Here is a 17,489-nt window from a genome sequence, read left to right on the forward strand (position 1 = left end):
AACAAGCTCTCAGCTAAGTTCGACAAAATCATTCCCATTCGCCAGAGGGCTCGATATTTCCCGGAAAATATTTCTTAAAATAGCGAATCCACTCGAACGTTTGTTTTACACTAATTATAAAATAAACGCTTTCTTAATGTAAAGGAGCAAGGGATTTCTTTATTTCCCTTATTGTTTATTGAACTGCAAAAATCTCAAATAAATAATGAGATCAATCGTAGAAACGAGTCTCATCATGAGATTAATTTTTCCACTCAATAGTTGTCTTCTTCTCTTTGTTGACTAGCAATTTAAAAACATCAGGTCTTGCATAATGCCCAACAGGATCAAAATCAAACTGGCTATAGGCGATTTGTTTCATATCCAGTTCTGCAATGATGATGTCTTCCTTGCCAAATACGGGCTCTGCCACATATTCGCCCAACGGTCCAACAATCGCGCTACCACCTCTGCTCATTACTTCAGGTGAAGAAGCAAGTTCATCATAACAAGCCAAATCTTTCGGATACATATCTTTTGTCACATATTGATTGGCAGACAAAACAAAGCATCTCCCCTCCAAAGCAATGTGGCGGATTGTTGACTGCCAAGTTTCCCTTGCATCAGCCGTTGGGGCAATATAAATTTGAATTCCTTGTGCATACATCGCAGCCCTTGCTAACGGCATATAATTTTCCCAGCAGATTAGCGCCCCTATTCTTCCATAAGGGGTGTCAAACACTGGTAATGTGCTTCCATCCCCTTCCCCCCAAACAATCCGTTCTGCTGCAGTCGGTTTTAATTTGCGGTGTTTTCCTAACAACTGTCCGTCAGAATCGAAAAATAAAACAGAACAGTAAAGAGTCCCGCCGCTAAATTCATTATCCCTTTCTGTAACGCCTATCACAAGGTAGACACCTGCTTTTCGAGCCGCTTCGCCCAGTTGTTCCGTCGTTTCGTCCGGAACAGCTACAGAATTGCTCCAGTATCTATACCAATCCTTCCTCCCTTCAGCCGAACGGCTCCCAATCGTTGTACCGAAAGATAAGCCTCTAGGATAAGCGGGAATAAAAGCTTCAGGAAATACAACAATCTTTGCTCCTTTTTCAGCAGCTTGATGTATGAGGCTAACCGCCTTTTTTGTCGTGGCGTCCCGGTCCATAATAACAGATGAGGCTTGTATAACAGCAACTTTAACCTTTTGTGCTCTGTTCGACATATTCTTCCCCTCCACCAAATTGAAAAATCTAAAGCCATCTTAAATGCCGAAGCTCACGAACCTTCAAAGTCAATAACCTTCGGAAGTTGCCCCCTATTCATCTTCCATAAAAAAATCTGCACAGGAAGGAAAACACTTTGAATAATCCTCTTTTTAAGCATAGAAGGGCCGGCCCATGTATTAGAGTTCAAAATAATTGGATTATGTTTTTCCATGAGAGCTTTTCATGTGATATCTCATCTGAAGTAATTTAATGGTAATTTCTTAGCATGCTCCTTTGTACAATACAGCTGTGGCTGAGTGTCGAACTAACTATCAACACTTAATTCTATAGAAGCATTAAGCGTAAAATATGAGAAACGGTTTGAATTGGAGTATATTATTCATAATAAAAATGTTCAAAAATTTTTGGACCATCCAATCAAAGACTTTGTCAATCATCCAATTTCAATACTGCAACAGCCATTTATCCAAGATGAACCATAAAGTGAAATAAATTTGCCGAAAATCGCACATCTATTTTAAGGGTTTTCAACTTCAAGTAAAGAAAAAATCGGGCAGGACAGCTTTAAGCATTGCGTCCATGTTACAAAAGATAATGATTTTTCAGCAGCGTTCAAATCATGTGCTAAAAACTCCAAGTTAAAATAAAAGTGGATGGGTAAAATGTTACTGAATTGGATGGGCATTATTCTTTCATCTAGCGTTATAATTAATGTTTGAACAGGTTCAAATTTTGATGGATATAACAACATTTTCGATTATGTTCAATAGGAACATTCTATAGATAAATAACAAAGAACCTGGTTAACTTGCCATATAGCAGGAAGTGCCAAGCAAATCTAAAGGGTGAAGCATATGGACTGGAAACCGGATCGAAATGCAAAAAAGCCTATATATAAACAACTGGCCGAATATATTGAAAATGGAATTGCGGATGGCACATTTCCCCCTGATAAACCGCTGCCTTCTGAACGGTTTTTGGCCAATAAGCTGCAAATAAACAGAAGCACAGTTGTGGCTGCATATGACGAATTAGAATCAAACGGACTTATCGAGAGAAAGAGAGGAAGCGGAACAACAATCAGCAAAGATATATGGGGCATGACAAAGAAGCGTGTACCAAGCTGGAATCGGTATATTGAGGCAGGATCGTTCTTGCCGAATTTACCTGTGACCCAGAGAATACGCAAAGAGATGGAAGAGCATAAACTAATCAATTTAGCTAGCGGTGAATTGTCGGAAGATCTTTTTCCAATCGACTCCTTGCGAGAAATCATTTCGACAAGGTCATTTATCGGAAGCCTAGGATATGATCATCCTCAAGGGAATGAGATATTAAGAAAAACTATCACAAAGCATGTGAAACGATATCGGAGAATTGAGACAAATCCGTCTTCCATTCTCATCACATCAGGAGCGCAGCAAGCTTTATATTTAATCGTCCAATGCTTATTAAAGCCGGGTGATGCGATAGCATTAGAAGAGCCTTCGTATTATTACAGTCTCCCGGTCTTTAAATCAACCGGAATTAGACCTTTCTATTTACCAGTTGACAAAGACGGTATAAACCCGGATGATTTGCTTCTATTGCATAAAAAACATCGAATCAGGATGATCTTTTTAAATCCTGCTTTCCAAAATCCATCAGGCGCTTTCCTTCATAAAAACCGGCGGGAAAAAATATTGGAAATATCGTCTGAGTATGGAATACCGATTGTTGAAGACGATCCTTACAGTTTAACGTCCTTTAATGGGGAAGAGACCTACCCGCTAAAATCAATGGATGAGCATGGAAATGTCTTATATATCAGCTCATTGTCAAAAATTGTTGCTTCTGGTTTGCGAATTGGTTGGGTTATTGGACCAAAGCCTGTGATTGAAAGATTGTCTGATGCCAAACAGCAAGTGGATTTCGGTCATGCCAGCTTTACTCAATGGATTGCCAATGATTTTCTGGAATCTGACGACTTCGATGCCCATATCAACTGCTTAGTCAAACGGCTCGAAAACAGAAGGGATCAAATTGTCAAAAGCCTTCGATTCTACTTAAAAGACGATGTTGATTTTTATATCCCACAAGGAGGCATTCATTTATGGTGCAAAATAAAGAAAGACTTTAATGAGATCCAGCTGCTAGAAGAGTCGATCAAGCGCGGGGTTATTTATGTTCCGGGCTCAACGCTTGGATCAAGTACAAAATATGTCCGTTTTACCTTCGCAAGAGAAAATGAAGAAAATATAAATGAAGGAATAAAAAGATTTGCTGATGCATTTTATAATATTCAGCATAAATAAATTTCTATTTTCAGGTGATTATCAAGCAAGGACATTAACGAATCAATTCTCTACCACAATGTAAAGAGACAGGGAGATGGTTTTATGTATAGTATGTTATTGACCGTAGGCATTATTATTTGTGTACTTGCACTCATTTTAACTGCGTTTATCGGAAAAGAAGTAGGAAACAAAATAGAAACATATAAAGCGATCGGGAACAGTCCCCATGATGAACTCGCAAGGTCAAGGGAATATGAAACAAGCTCCTTTCGCAATGTTCGCTCGTTGACATGGATTTATACCTTATTGTTTATTGTCATCCTCATTGTATGTCTTATTTTTCTGTTTTAATGCTAAAGAAACGAACCTATGCAAACAATAATGAACTAAATATATTTAAACCGAAATCCTCGACTAGCCCTTGCTAACGAAATGACGTTTAGCATGGTTGTTAGTTGAGGTTTTTTATTTTGGCTTTCATTGAATTTTCATAGCTCCAAAAACGTTTTTCGCCAAAATTTTTTGACAATAATAATTTACATTTATTTCAAAAAGTGATATCATTTTAATATAAAAATAATATGAGAGGGGCAATGAAAGTTGAAAGAAAAAAAGGCATGGTTTATTGACGGGTTTATTGGAATTGTATTAATCGTTGCACTTTTGCTCGGAGCAGCTTTTACATTTATCCAGGAGTTTATTGTTCCTGCAATTGTATTGGTTGTTCTTGCCGCACTGCTTGGAAGCGGCCTTACCATTGTACAGCCGAATCAAGCAAACGTTGTCATTTTCTTCGGACGTTATTTAGGAAGCATTCGGAAAAGTGGCCTTGCTTTAACGGTTCCATTAACTATTAGACAAAAGGTGTCCCTTCGCGTTCGAAATTTTAACAGCAAAAAGCTAAAAGTAAACGATGTGGAAGGGAATCCGATTGAAATTGCTTCGGTCATCGTCTTCAAAGTAATCGATTCCGCAAAAGCAACTTTTGATGTGGATGATTATGAAGAATTCGTGGAAATCCAAAGCGAGGCTGCCATTCGTCATGTAGCAACGAAATATCCTTACGATACGTTTGATGACCACAATATTACATTAAGAGGCAACGCCGATGTTGTTTCAAAAGAGCTGGCAGATGAATTGCAAGAAAGGTTGAACGTCGCTGGAGTTGAAGTAATAGAAGCTAGACTGACTCATTTAGCTTACTCGACTGAAATTGCCAGCGCCATGCTTCAGCGCCAGCAGGCAGCCGCCGTTTTATCTGCGAGAAAAAAGATTGTCGAAGGAGCCGTCAGCATGGCCCAAATGGCTGTCGAGCAGCTGGCTAGCAACGGAACGATTGAGCTTGATGAAGAAAGAAAGGTTAACATGGTGAATAATTTAATGGTTGCGATCATCTCCGATCGCGGCACCCAGCCGGTCATAAATACCGGAAGTCTATATTAATGGTTGTGTCGCATCATGGCAAAAAAGAAAAATTTCCCTTTAAGAATCGATCCTGAATTGTATGCCGTTATTGAACGTTGGGCGCAAGAGGAATTCCGCAGCGTCAATTCCCATATTGAATTTTTATTGCGGGACGCTGCTCGACGCGAAGGAAGGTTAAAGAAAAAAAAGGAGAAAGAATAAAACATCGATCATCTTTTCCGCAAGTCGAAAAATTGGCTGCTGACTTCCTTCAGATCTTGGCGCCCTAGACACCCTTGTCTTAAACAAAATACTGCTGCTTTAAAGCTTGGCGAATGTACAGATGCCAAGCACATACAAAAAATCCCTTATGGATAACTGAAGTGACCCAGTAAAATGGGACAAGGAAAAAATACTCCATAGCGATCAAGGGGCGGTCTATACGTCTTATGCTTTTCAACATTTAGCCAAAGAAAAAGGCATTACCACGAGCATGTCCCGCAAAGGAAACTGCCATGATCATGCCGTAATAGAATCGTTTCATTCTTCATTAAAGGCTGAAACATTCTATTCACAAAAAAACAACATTTCACTAACTCTATTGTAAAACAAATGGTTCAGAATGACATCTATTATTATAATCAAATTCGAATTCAGGCCAAATTAAACTACCTGCCACCTATTGAGTTCAGGAAACAGGCAGCATAGGTGTTTTTTCTGTGTCTCAAATAGGTGGGTCAGTCCATTTTTTATGAGTGAAGAACTTTTTCTAAATGTTTCACTGTTGGTGTTAAATTAGCAAAGAAATACGCTTCGCGGAGTCTGCGGGAAGGTGCACTATGCATGAGATATCCGGCACTTCCGTGATGAAGCATGTTTGCCTGTACAGCTTCAAGGGTTAAATAAGCAGCTTCCAAACGTATCTTTGCAATTTCTTTCCAGTCGAGTCTTTGACCGCTGAACAATGCATGAATGTCATCTTGAATTTTGCGCTCTTGTGTTTTCAATTGACCCGGCTGTATTTTTAAAAAGCTGTTGCAGCCATTTTGTTTATTAATAACCTTTTCAATGGAGGCGATGGAAGATCGTATAACACCTAAACCAAGAGGTATTTGATATAAAATGAAAACCGGGCGGATTTTCTCCACAAAAAGATCCGCATCGTCAGATAAAACCCACTGATTCGGGACAAAAACATCTTGAAAAGTACAAGAATATGTTGCGCTTCCATTTAAACCTAGAAAATCATTTTTTTCCTTTAATATTAATCCTTCTGCATTGCTCGGAATGAAGCACATGATTCGTTTGTGTTCATCCACCTCAGCAATCACACCGAACCAATGATTGTCACCTAGATTGGATACATTCGGCAAAACACCTGAAAGTATATAACCATCTTCTTTAGGTTTTGCCTTTAAGTGCAATTTTTCAAGTCCTGCATAATATTTCATCGGATTCGATAAGCCTGTTGCACCTAAAATTTTTCCACTCTCCAACAAAGGGAGCAATTTATTTTTTAATGAAAGATTATTGGAATTTCGCACATAAGTTAAAGCGGCCAGATGGCACCATAGGCAAAATGCAGTCGTCATACACCATTTTGCTGTTTCTTCTACTACTTTCATTTCTTGTAAAATATATTCCTTTTGCGACTTATGATTCGTAGAGAAAAATCCAGCTTTCCCTAGCTCCCGCAAATATTGCTCCTGATAAAAACCTTCCGCATCAATTTTTTTTACATATGGTTTCAATTCTTTTTCAATTAACTGCTCCAACGTTTCAACTTTTTCGTCCAAACTATTCATTTCAATCATCACCCGCGTTCATAATGTCCGAAATCAGGCATTCCAATTATTATTAAATAAATAATTCCTACGTGTTTAGTCGGTTTAAAGTTATTTTATTATATTAGGTTCAAAAAATCAATCTTTATTTTGCCGCCTCTCCTATTTTTTTGATAAAGATGAACCTGTATATGTATTTCAAAAGAGCTTTGAAAAAAAAGACAATAAACCAATGCTTGGCTTATTACAACTTCCTGAAAGTAGCCGGCATCCGCAAGCAACTTTCAGATAAAAATCGAAAAAATATAAAAGCAAGTGGAAAGAAACGCATTGTTTTTCTCCACTTGCTTCATTTTAGGGACTTATCGGACAGCCCCGCCTCTTAAAAAAAGGTGATTAAAATTGATTATTTATCTGCCAATATTTCCGTAATGGAGTCAATTGGTGTTTTTACTGCGTTGCGGGCACGCTTAACAGCCTCTTCATCTGGTGCATCGTAGAAGCAAAGGCATTTTGTCATATCTTCACAAACATAAGTTCTCGAAAATGTTACTTCAGGAACTTCTTGATAATGTACAGAGTTTTTCTTCTTTCTCTCCAAATATTGTTCCATTGTCAAATCTTCTGGTAAATTCCATTCAACCAAATAATTGACAACTTCATTATTTTTCTTTACATCTTCGAGTTCTTTTCCAACAAGACGAACTTGTTTTACTAGATGAATAGGTATCTGAATGTCTTTTAACGTTTCAGTGGCAGCTTTTTGATTTTCTGCTTCAACAATAAAGAATGCGCGTGAGAAATCCTTTGATACTTGAAGTTCAATTAATGATGCCTGATTTTCGTTTAATTTTCCTTGAAGCTCTGAAACTTTTTGATCTAATTCCTCTTTTGCTGATACAATACCATTTAAGGATGATTCAATTAAGTATAGCGCCATATTTTTATCCCCCACTTTTTTATTATCATAAAGTCATTTTAATATACTTAGTTCAAAAAATCAACTTAATCACTTTTAAATTATTTTATGTTAAAATGGATTGTAACAAATGGAGGAGATTAGTTTATGAAAATAAGATATGATATCCCTTGCAACATCGCGCAATCACTTAATATCATTGGAGATCGTTGGACACTGTTAATTATTCATGAAATTTTAAACGGAAATGCACTTTTTAATGAAATTAAAAAAGCTTTACCGGGAATTTCTTCTAATTTGCTTTCGGAACGTCTCAGATATTTAGAAGAAGAAGGCCTCGTTCAATCAGAGCTTTATTCACAGCATCCACCTCGATACCGCTATGTATTAACACAAAGCGGAAAAGATTTAGAGCATGTTTTCAATGCACTTATTATTTGGGGAAGCAAACATTTAAAAAAATGTTATAAAAAACTAATTGACCCGGCTACAGGTGATGAGGTGGACATTGCCTATTATTCCAAAAAAACAGGCGAACTTGTCCAAAATGTTGAAGTTATTTCTATTGAAAGTGAGCTTCAAAATATTAAATAAAAATGCTGTCAGGTCCTCTAAGACTAGTTTAAGGATAGGCGTGCTGGAAGCTCCGGCAATTGCCTTTCAGGAGGAGTTTTTCCACGCGTCTAGCCTCTTAGATACCAATTTTTACATAAATTCATTTCCCTTTGTCTATAACGAATACGAAATCCATATTATAAATCCCCTATTCCAGGTTATCATCATTCCCTTGTTCTCCTTTTTCAACACCTTCCGTAAAATCCAGTATGCTTGAATCACCTACCTATTCTTAAAGCATCACTTTAAAAATCCCGCTTACAGCTTTAAATGTTTTCCTGCCTCCGGCTTCAAAAATGCCGTCCGCAAACGTCCTTCATAATAAAAATCTATAAAAACGCAATTACTAAGCTTATCCTCATTGAACTCCCATCACTTCTTCTGAAAAACGTCCAGATACATCGGTGCAAACCGCTCACAATCAAAATAACACGATTCATTCTCAAAAATTAAAATCATTGACACTAAAAAATATTTTCTATATATAGTTGAAAAAACTAACAAAGTATAATAAAATGATCTACAAATATTAAAACTCACTATTCTTATAAGAATTATTTTGTTAATGAATTAACCGAAGATTAATGAAAATCCGACGACTAAGAGGCGGTGTAATGAATGGATTCTCAGCAGTCTACAATTATTAAAGTTGAAAATTTGAGCAAGAGCTACACAAATAAAAATAAAGAAATACACGTTCTAGACAATATTTCACTAGAAATAAAGCAAGGTGAAATCATCTCCATATTAGGAGAAAGCGGCTGCGGGAAAAGCACTTTTTTAAATATTATCGGCGGCTTTGAAAAGGCGGATAGCGGTCAAGTTTTGCTTGATGGGAATGTGGTGAATCAGCCGAATCGCAAATGCATAATGCTGTTTCAAGACTATGGACTGCTCCCATGGCGAACAGTGCTTAAAAATGTAGAATTGGGGCTGGAAGGTCTCAAGCTTCATCCTGCAGAACGGAAGGAAAGAGCGTTACATTACTTGGCATTGGTTGGTCTAAAAGGAAAAGAAGATTTGTTTCCTCATGAACTTTCTGGAGGAATGCAGCAAAGAGCAGGAATTGCCAGAGCACTTGCACTGAAGCCAGAATTAATTTTAATGGATGAACCGTTTGCAGCATTGGACACGTTTAATCGTTATTATTTGCAGGATGAACTGCTTCGCATCCAGCAAAAGGAAAAAACAACTATTATTTTAGTTACCCACGATATTGATGAAGCAATCTATTTATCAGACCGGATTCTCATAATGCATCCAAATCCCGGTCATATTCACAGGGAGATCAAGATCGCTCTCTCGAAGCCTCGAGACCGAAGCCATTCTGATTTTCAGTATTATCGAAAAATCATTTTTGAAGAATTCCACTTTAACCATCCTAATGTAACAACGGAGTATTATATCTAATTTTTCAAAGCAAGCTCACATTGTATATAAAAAATAAAAATAGGAAAAGGGGAAATTAGATGAAAAGGATTATTCAATCTGGACTGTTTCTATTAGTTATATCAGTATTGTTATTGACAATGGCTGCTTGTGGAGCAAACGGAAGCGATAATACTTCCGAAAGTGGTAAAGATGGAAAAAGAACAATCAAGATCGGGTATTTGCCGATTACTCATGCAGTACCTCTGTTTATCGAGAAGGAATTAGAAAAATATGAAAAATTCAATCTTGAACTCGTGAAATTTGGTTCGTGGCCTGAGCTTGTAGACGCCTTAAACACAGGCAATATTGACGGAGCTTCCATGCTAGTTACTTTGGCTATGAAGGCAAAAGAGCAAGGCATAGATTTAAAAGCTGTCGCATTAGGACATCGAGATGGGAACGTACTTGTCGTAGCAAATGATATTAATAGTGTTAAAGACTTAAAGGGGAAAAATTTTGCTATTCCACACAAATTCTCCACTCACAATATTTTGCTTTATCAAATGTTAAAACAAAACGGATTAAAGTACGATGATGTAAAGGCTGTCGAGATGCCTCCAGCAGAAATGCCGGCAGCTTTATCTGAGGGCAGAATTGCTGGATATGTCGTTGCAGAACCTTTTGGTGCAGCTTCCGTATCGATCGGAAAGGGCAAGGTACTATTTCAAGATAATGAAATTTGGCAGAATTCCATTGACTGTGCACTAGTACTGCGCGGTGAATTTATCGAAAAGGAAAAAGAGATTGCTCAGGATTTTGTTAATTATTACTTAAAAGCTGGTGAGGTAGCAGAGCACAAGGATGAGCAAACAATTGAAATGTCCTCCAAATATATGAAAGCGGACAAAGAAGTAATGGATTTATCTTTTAAATGGATTGCCTATGACGATTTAATCATTCATGAAAAAGACTATAAAGAATTAACGAAAAACTTGATTGAGATGGGCTTACAAAAAAATCCGCCATCTTATGAAGAATTTGTAGATAATTCGCTAATAGACAATGCAAAGCTTCCATAAGGGGAATTCCTATTTCTCGAGCAAACCGAAAGATGGACGCGAATTTAAAGATGTTCTATGGTTAAGCAAGCACTAGGCATGTTGAACAACAGAAGCCCTAATGATGGAAGTATACTAAAATGACAGTTCCGCATGGTTGATGATGCATAAATTCACCAATTAATTTGAGAAAAAAGAGAAGTGATAGGATGATTAAATATAAGAATTTCATAAACGTCATCATTGGTTTTGCTATCTTGATTACCTTGTGGCAATTAATTATTTTCATTGGAAAATATGATTCAGCACTTTTCCCTTCACCCATTCAAGTATGGGATGGAATACTTTCTTTGATTAAAGATGGCACACTGTTCGAACATTTTCAAGTGAGTATCATGCGATTTTTGGCTGGATATCTTTCTGCCGTTGTATTAGCGATCATTTTAGGACTTATTTTTGGCAGAATACCACTATTATGGGGAGTGATTGACCCAATTATCCAGGTATTGCGGCCTGTTTCGCCAATCGCATGGTCGCCGTTTATTGTACTTTGGTTTGGGATTGGCAATATGCCGGCAATAGTAATTATTTTTATTGCTGCCTTCTTTCCTGTTTTGCTATCGACAGTATCTGCTGTAAAGAACGTTGATAAAACTTATTTGAAAGTGGCACAAAATTTCGAGATTAAAAAATTCGAGCTATTGCGCAAAATCATTTTTCCTGCCACATTCCCTTATATTGCGAACGGGCTTCATATAGCTGTAGGTACAGCTTGGATTTTTCTTGTAGCAGGAGAGATGGTTGGAACGCAGTCAGGACTTGGTTATTTAGTTGTCGACGCCAGAAATTCCATGAGGCTAGATTTAGTCATGGCTGCCATACTATTTATCGGCGTATCCGGGCTGCTTCTCGATAAAGCGGTCGGACTTATTGAAAACTGGATTAATCGTATTTGGGGAAGAGCATAATCGCTGTGCACGGCAAACTTTCCTGTTTCAAGGGATATCTCAGCCCTACAAGTTGAAAGTGCTTTTCCAACTAATCATCTAATTACCTATATTAATTTTTCAGAGGATAGTATGTTCATGATTAGAGCATACATCCTCTTTTTTTATACACATCTTTCTTATTTGGAACTAGTCTCTCCAGCGATTTTAGAAAACGGCAAAAATAATTCGGCTATTAAAAATAATCTTTCGGGCAAAATCATGCTAGATGTAAATCTTTTGTAAAGCAAAATTTACAATGAATTAGCTTGGGCACAATATTTGCTTAATATTTGTTTTTTATATTTCTTTTAAAAGCTTTTGATCCTCTGCCCCCATCCAAAGAGCAAGCATATTCTGCCCAACAAGATGTTTCGCGCAATCCAAAGTATAACAAACGTTTGCCAATCGAATTGCTTTTATAACAAAATACTTTGTTAAATCTTGAGAGCAGATTCCGAATTTTAAAAGAAAGGAAATTTAGCTGTGGCAAAAAGCAATGCAGGAACAATTTTGTTGGAAAGATTAAAAAAACATAGAATGGTAGCAGCTATTAAAGAACCGAAATATATTGAGAAAGCGATCAAGAATAAAGAACATTTAAGTGCTGTCTTACTAATGACAGGGACCATTTTAACGGTAAAAAGATATGTTGATTTCATCCAGTCTGAAGGGCTCCCCGTCATATTGCATGTTGAAAAAATAGGCGGTCTAGAAATGGATGGCGATGGAATTGACTTTGTAAAAAAGAATGTCCAGCCAACGGCGATCGTTACAACGAGGAACGGCATTATAAAAAAGGCAAAATCAAGCGGTTTATTTGTTATTCAGCGAATCTTTTTAATTGACACGGAAGTTTATCATAATTTAGTGAAGGATGCGGACCAAATCCGCTCAGATATAATAGAAATTATGCCGTGCCGTGCTCCGGATTTTTTAAAGAAATTCACAAAGGTTTCGCAAGTTCCCGTTATAACAGGAGGGCTGTTGACTTTGCCTGAACATGCGAAGGAAGCGATAAATAATGGCGCACTCGCTGTAACGACGTCCAACTCAAAATTGTGGGAAATGGATTTAAATAAATTTTAAAAGAGAATTTACATATGATTTATACTAGATTAACAATTCTCATCTATATTATAAGTAACAAGTGAATAATTACTGGTGCAAATAGAGAGACCTCAAATTTAATGTATATGGAATAGATATATACATTATATTTGGAGTCTCTTTTTTTGTTATGCAAGCAATTGGAGGTGATTTCGACATCATTTAATAGTTTTGTCAGGCCGGGAGATGAAAAGCATTTACACCTAAAATATTAATGGCAAACGATCTGCCAACCTGTCATTGGCATAACGATGAAAAATAGCTTTATCTGTAATTGAAGACAGCTTGTAGAAGCCGCTTGCTCGAACACGGACGGTGATAGCCAGTCAAAGGCAACACGATTTGTTAACTGATTCATGTAAAGAATTTTCTAAATAGGCGAAATGTCACGACAGTTTGAAGATCCCTTTCATTAATTACGCTCAAACAATTTGGTGAGGAGGAATATAATGAAATCATTTGTAAAATTGATTTGCGCATTTACATTAGTATTTATGTTAGCAGCTTGTAACAACACGAGCAAGCAGGCAGCCAATGACTCTCCTTCTAAATCAGAGGACGGCAACAAAAAAACTGTTATCGAATACTGGCACGTAAATGCTGAAACTCAAGGCGGAAAAACAGTAGAAGAGTTAGTGAAGGAATTTAATGCACAAAGTGATACTGTAGAAGTCGTAGCCAAATACAACCCGGACATGTATAAAGGGTTGATGCAAAATTTACAGGCTGAAGTAGCTGCGGGCAATTCACCAGCAGTTGTACAAGTAGGATGGGCATTTTTAGACTACTTCTCAAATAATTTTCATTATGTGCCGCCGCAAGAAATAATAGATAAATATTTTCCAGAAGATAAAACATTTTTAAAAGATCATTTCTTAAAAAATGTTTTGGATTTAGCGAAAAATTCGGATGGTGAACAAGTCGGGATTCCATATTCGTTAAGCAATCCAGTCCTCTATATTAATCGAGACCTTTTACGAAAAGCTGGTTTAGATGAAAATGGGCCAAAAACGTGGGAAGAGGTAAGAGAATTTTCCAAAATAATAAAAGAGAAAACAGGAAAATATGGGTTTTATTTGCAGGAGCCGGCAGATAACTGGGCTACACAAGCTTTATTAGAAAGCAACGGAGCCAAAATGATTACGGACGGAAAAGCAACATTTGCTTCAAAAGAAGGAATTGAAGCGTATCAACTATGGGCTGATATGGTGTTAAAAGATAAAACAGCCTTGCATTTGCCTTGGGATCAAGGTGTACAAAGCTTTATCGATGGCAATGTCGCCATGGTCTATACAACGATTGCCCAACGTTCGCATATCCAAGCGAATGCCAAATTTGACGTAGCGGCAATCAAATCGCCAGCATGGGAAGGAAAAGAAGTAAGACTGCCGGCAGGTGGCGCAATGCTGGCTATTACAGCAAAAGATGAAGATCAGCAAAAAGCAGCATGGGAATTCATGAAATTTCTTTATAGCGTTGAATCAATGGCTAAATGGACAGAAGGAACAGGTTATGTGCCTCCACGTAAAGATGTTGCAGAAGCAGAAAATGGACTTAAATCATTTTTAGAAGAAAATGAAATGATGAAGCCTGCCATAGAACAAATGGACAAGATTGTTCCTTGGGCATCATTCCCTGGAGACGCCGGTTTACAAGCAGAGCAATTATTAATAGATGTACGCGACGAAATTCTTACAGGAAAAGTGTCAGTAGAAGAAGGTTTAAAATCAACGGAAAAATCCATCAACGAATTGTTAAAGTAAAAGGAAATGTCTACAAAGGGTGACTAACATTTATAACAATTTTTCAAAAAAACTTCCTTTAGTCACCCTCCCTTTTAACTTTTATTTTCGGTATCAGTGCGGAGGGTAATAAAAATATGAGTGATGGGACGGTTTTTAAAAATAAAGAGAGTTGGAAAGCGTATTGCTTATTGATTCCAACGTTAATTATATTTTCGATATTCATGTTCTGGCCATTTTTATACACGATTTATTTAAGCTTTTTTGACTGGAACATGATTACTCCGACAAAAGAATTTGTCGGATTGAAAAACTACATTGATGTTTTATCAGATCGAAATACATATAAAATATTGGGAAATACATTTATATATATTGCTTTCTTATTAGTTATAAACTGTATCATACCGTATCTTTTTGCTTTCGTTTTAGATTTAATTTTAAAACGATTTAATGGTTTTTATAAAAGCGCCTTGTTTCTGCCGGCATTCATCTCATTGGTCGTCGGTTCGATATTGTTTACGTGGATTTTAAATCCAGTTTCCGGACCTGTTGCCATTATTTTAGGATGGTTCGGCATTGAAATGCCGATTTGGAGTAAATTAGACGGTTGGGTCATATTGGTTTTAAGTTTGATTACATCTTGGAAAGTATTTGGCTATAACTTTATCGTCCTTTATGCTTCTATCAACGGTATTTCACGCGAAATAATAGAAGCAGCCCGTTTGGATAATGTTCCTTTATGGAAAATATTCTTTCATATCGTCTTGCCTATGAGCAGCGCTACTGGCATTTATGTGTTTATTATTACAATCGTCCAAGGACTGCAGTATGTATTCACGCCTATAAAAGTGATAACACAAGGCGGTCCAAATTACGCCAGCTCCAATGCGATCTATCACGCCTATCACGAAGCCTTCGTACTTTACAGAACAGGACATTCTGCAGCTTTATCAATTATGACGATGTTAATCTTTTTCATATTATTAGTTCTTGAATTTAAGTTTGTTGAAAGAGGTATCTATTATGAAAATTAAACGATCTGTTGCGATACCTTGGCACATTATTTTTATCATTACAATCATTATTCTTTTATATCCTATCGTTTTTGCATTAGGTTCATCGTTTAAAACGTTGGAAGATGCCTACAACAATGTTTTGAACATAGTTCCGTTAAATCCGACATTCGAAAACTATATCACATTCTTTAATAGTTTACCCGCTTTCAAAATTACGATGAATACGTTCATTATTGCCTCTGTTGCGACAATTTTCAAACTGATTACTTCATTTTTAGCAGCGTATGCTTTCGTATTTTTGCAGTTTAAAGGGAAAAACATTTTATATTTTATGTTAATTAGTACAATTTTTATCCCTTTTACCGTAACAATGATTCCAAACTATTTGATCATATCGGGTATCGGTTTAGTCAACAGCGTTTGGGGTGTTATTTTGCCGCAGCTCGCCAATGCGCTTGGTATCTTTTTAATGAGGCAGTCGATGAAAACAATCCCCATCTCGTTAATTGAAGCAGCCAAATTAGATCATATTGGACACGCCCGGATTATGAAAGATATCGTTCTCCCATTAGTGAGGCCGGCTGTCACATCAACAGGCATCTGGTTTTTCATTACTACCTGGAATGAATACGTATGGCCGGTGCTCATTTTAAAAAGCAAGGAAAATTATACATTGCCTCTTGCTTTACAGATGTACATCAGCTCAGAAGGCGGCACGAATTTTACTGTCGCCATGGCCGTATCAGTCATCACAATGATAATACCTTTAACTTTATATTTAATTTTCCAGAAGTATATTATAGGAACATTTACTTCTTCTGGAATTAAATAACGGAGGATGACACAATGAAGGAAATAAGATTTGAAAACGTTTGGAAATCCTATGGAAAAACACATGTTGTAAAAGGGCTCAATCTTACCATTCATCCTGGAGAACGTTTAGTTCTTCTAGGTCCGTCCGGATGCGGCAAATCGACAACTTTACGCATGATTGCAGGCCTTGAAGAAATTACTTCGGGCGACTTATATTTGAATGGCGTAAAGGCGAATGACATTCCAAGCGGAAAAAGAAATGTAGCGATGGTATTTCAAAATTATGCATTATATCCTCATATGAATGTCGTTGAAAATATTACGTACGGTTTAAAAGTTCAGAAGGTTCATAAAGACGAAATTCAAAAAAGATTAAATGCTGTGTTAGAAATGCTCCAGCTGAAAGGATATGAAAACAGATTGCCGAAAGATTTATCCGGCGGGCAAAGGCAGCGTGTCGCTTTAGCAAGAGCCGTTGTAAAAAAATCTGATTTCTTTCTGCTTGATGAACCATTATCAAATTTAGATGCGCAGCTAAGAGTATCTGCGCGCAAGGAACTAGTGAAAATCCATGAAATGTATAAGCAAACAATCGTTTATGTTACACATGATCAAATTGAAGCAATGACTATAGGGGATCGGATTGCGTTAATGAATCAAGGGCAATTGCAAATGGTAGATACGCCGGAAAATGTATATAACCGCCCTGCAAACATCTTTACGGCAAAATTTATCGGCTCGCCTCCAACGAATATTGTCGATATGGATTATTATGATGGCAAAGTTGTGATCGGGAAACAATCATTTTTATTACATCCGATGTGGATCCGAAAAATAAATGAAAGCAATGCTAAAACGTTTGTTTTTGGAATTCGTCCTGAACATCTAGAAATTTATAAAACTCCCCAAGAAAACACATTAAAAGGCACAGTGAAATACGTGGAAAACCAAGGAAGCAGCTACAGTATTTATATAAATTTAGAAGGTCATGAAGTGATTGCGATGAGTGAAAAAAAGAATTGGCATCCGGGGGAAATGGTCTATTTAAAACCAAAAATGGATCGTATTCATATTTTTGATCAAGAATCCACACAATCAATAGGCTATCCGCAAGAGCTGGATCTGAATGAAAGCAGTCCGATGAATCACAAAATCAATGTGGAAACATATCTTTCATGAGGTGGTTGTTT

At 37.1% G+C, this 17,489-nt stretch carries 18 protein-coding genes; 15 read left to right on the top strand and 3 right to left on the bottom strand.

What is annotated here, in order from left to right:
• Positions 1-241 precede the first annotated feature (241 nt).
• On the bottom strand, positions 242-1,198 hold the full coding sequence (locus NST97_RS10245; RefSeq protein ID WP_063386780.1) for a carbon-nitrogen hydrolase family protein: 957 nt from the start codon (positions 1,196-1,198) through the stop codon (positions 242-244).
• Positions 1,199-2,056: 858 nt separating this feature from the next.
• Here NST97_RS10245 and pdxR point away from each other — a divergent pair.
• The 6 genes from pdxR to NST97_RS19280 all read left to right on the top strand — a co-directional run bounded on the left by pdxR (position 2,057) and on the right by NST97_RS19280 (position 5,590).
• Complete coding sequence (pdxR, locus tag NST97_RS10250; RefSeq protein ID WP_063386781.1) at positions 2,057-3,496, top strand: MocR-like pyridoxine biosynthesis transcription factor PdxR; 1,440 nt, start codon at positions 2,057-2,059, stop codon at positions 3,494-3,496.
• Between the two features lie 84 nt (positions 3,497-3,580).
• The gene (locus tag NST97_RS10255; RefSeq protein WP_063386782.1) at positions 3,581-3,829 is read left to right on the top strand and encodes a hypothetical protein; all 249 of its coding nucleotides are present in this window, start codon (positions 3,581-3,583) and stop codon (positions 3,827-3,829) included.
• Between the two features lie 249 nt (positions 3,830-4,078).
• Positions 4,079-4,921 carry an SPFH domain-containing protein gene (locus NST97_RS10260; protein ID WP_063386783.1) on the top strand — a complete coding sequence of 281 codons (843 nt, stop codon included), beginning with the start codon at positions 4,079-4,081 and terminating at the stop codon, positions 4,919-4,921.
• A gap of 15 nt (positions 4,922-4,936) precedes the next feature.
• Positions 4,937-5,104, top strand: a complete 168-nt coding sequence (locus NST97_RS10265; protein WP_065095528.1) for an Arc family DNA-binding protein — start codon at positions 4,937-4,939, stop codon at positions 5,102-5,104.
• A 190-nt stretch (positions 5,105-5,294) separates the two neighbouring features.
• Complete coding sequence (locus tag NST97_RS19275; RefSeq protein ID WP_094244459.1) at positions 5,295-5,489, top strand: DDE-type integrase/transposase/recombinase; 195 nt, start codon at positions 5,295-5,297, stop codon at positions 5,487-5,489.
• A complete protein-coding gene (locus NST97_RS19280) occupies positions 5,447-5,590 on the top strand; it encodes an IS3 family transposase (protein WP_445684614.1) in 144 nt (47 codons plus the stop codon). Before NST97_RS19275 ends, NST97_RS19280 begins: the two co-directional genes overlap by 43 nt.
• Positions 5,591-5,631: 41 nt before the next feature.
• Here the strand turns inward: NST97_RS19280 and NST97_RS10270 are convergent, their stop codons facing one another.
• A complete protein-coding gene (locus NST97_RS10270; RefSeq protein ID WP_341343193.1) occupies positions 5,632-6,687 on the bottom strand; it encodes an acyl-CoA dehydrogenase family protein in 1,056 nt (351 codons plus the stop codon).
• A gap of 385 nt (positions 6,688-7,072) precedes the next feature.
• Positions 7,073-7,606, bottom strand: a complete 534-nt coding sequence (locus NST97_RS10275) for a DUF4242 domain-containing protein (protein ID WP_063386785.1) — start codon at positions 7,604-7,606, stop codon at positions 7,073-7,075.
• A 126-nt stretch (positions 7,607-7,732) separates the two neighbouring features.
• Here NST97_RS10275 and NST97_RS10280 point away from each other — a divergent pair, with 126 nt between their 5' ends.
• The 9 genes from NST97_RS10280 to NST97_RS10320 all read left to right on the top strand — a co-directional run bounded on the left by NST97_RS10280 (position 7,733) and on the right by NST97_RS10320 (position 17,478).
• Positions 7,733-8,179 (top strand): winged helix-turn-helix transcriptional regulator, encoded by a 447-nt coding sequence (locus tag NST97_RS10280; protein WP_066247718.1) that lies wholly within the window; start codon positions 7,733-7,735, stop codon positions 8,177-8,179.
• Between the two features lie 639 nt (positions 8,180-8,818).
• Positions 8,819-9,610, top strand: a complete 792-nt coding sequence (locus NST97_RS10285) for an ABC transporter ATP-binding protein (RefSeq protein ID WP_130156861.1) — start codon at positions 8,819-8,821, stop codon at positions 9,608-9,610.
• A gap of 59 nt (positions 9,611-9,669) precedes the next feature.
• On the top strand, positions 9,670-10,650 hold the full coding sequence (locus NST97_RS10290; protein WP_130156859.1) for an ABC transporter substrate-binding protein: 981 nt from the start codon (positions 9,670-9,672) through the stop codon (positions 10,648-10,650).
• Positions 10,651-10,838: 188 nt separating this feature from the next.
• Positions 10,839-11,597, top strand: coding sequence for an ABC transporter permease (locus NST97_RS10295; protein WP_063386789.1), 759 nt, complete (start codon positions 10,839-10,841; stop codon positions 11,595-11,597).
• Between the two features lie 504 nt (positions 11,598-12,101).
• Positions 12,102-12,704: a glycerol-3-phosphate responsive antiterminator gene (locus tag NST97_RS10300; protein ID WP_232515598.1), complete on the top strand. Its 603-nt coding sequence runs from the start codon at positions 12,102-12,104 to the stop codon at positions 12,702-12,704.
• A 470-nt stretch (positions 12,705-13,174) separates the two neighbouring features.
• Entirely contained in the window at positions 13,175-14,488 is a 1,314-nt protein-coding gene (locus NST97_RS10305) for an ABC transporter substrate-binding protein (protein WP_066247712.1), read from the top strand.
• A gap of 116 nt (positions 14,489-14,604) precedes the next feature.
• Complete coding sequence (locus tag NST97_RS10310) at positions 14,605-15,504, top strand: carbohydrate ABC transporter permease (RefSeq protein WP_327848576.1); 900 nt, start codon at positions 14,605-14,607, stop codon at positions 15,502-15,504.
• On the top strand, positions 15,494-16,318 hold the full coding sequence (locus tag NST97_RS10315; protein WP_003252244.1) for a carbohydrate ABC transporter permease: 825 nt from the start codon (positions 15,494-15,496) through the stop codon (positions 16,316-16,318). Before NST97_RS10310 ends, NST97_RS10315 begins: the two co-directional genes overlap by 11 nt.
• Positions 16,319-16,332: 14 nt before the next feature.
• The gene (locus NST97_RS10320) at positions 16,333-17,478 is read left to right on the top strand and encodes an ABC transporter ATP-binding protein (protein ID WP_341343194.1); all 1,146 of its coding nucleotides are present in this window, start codon (positions 16,333-16,335) and stop codon (positions 17,476-17,478) included.
• Positions 17,479-17,489 lie beyond the last annotated feature (11 nt).

The organism is Aeribacillus sp. FSL K6-1305 (genome assembly GCF_038050115.1).
In the GTDB taxonomy this organism is placed as follows: Bacteria; Bacillota; Bacilli; order Bacillales; family Aeribacillaceae; genus Aeribacillus; species Aeribacillus composti.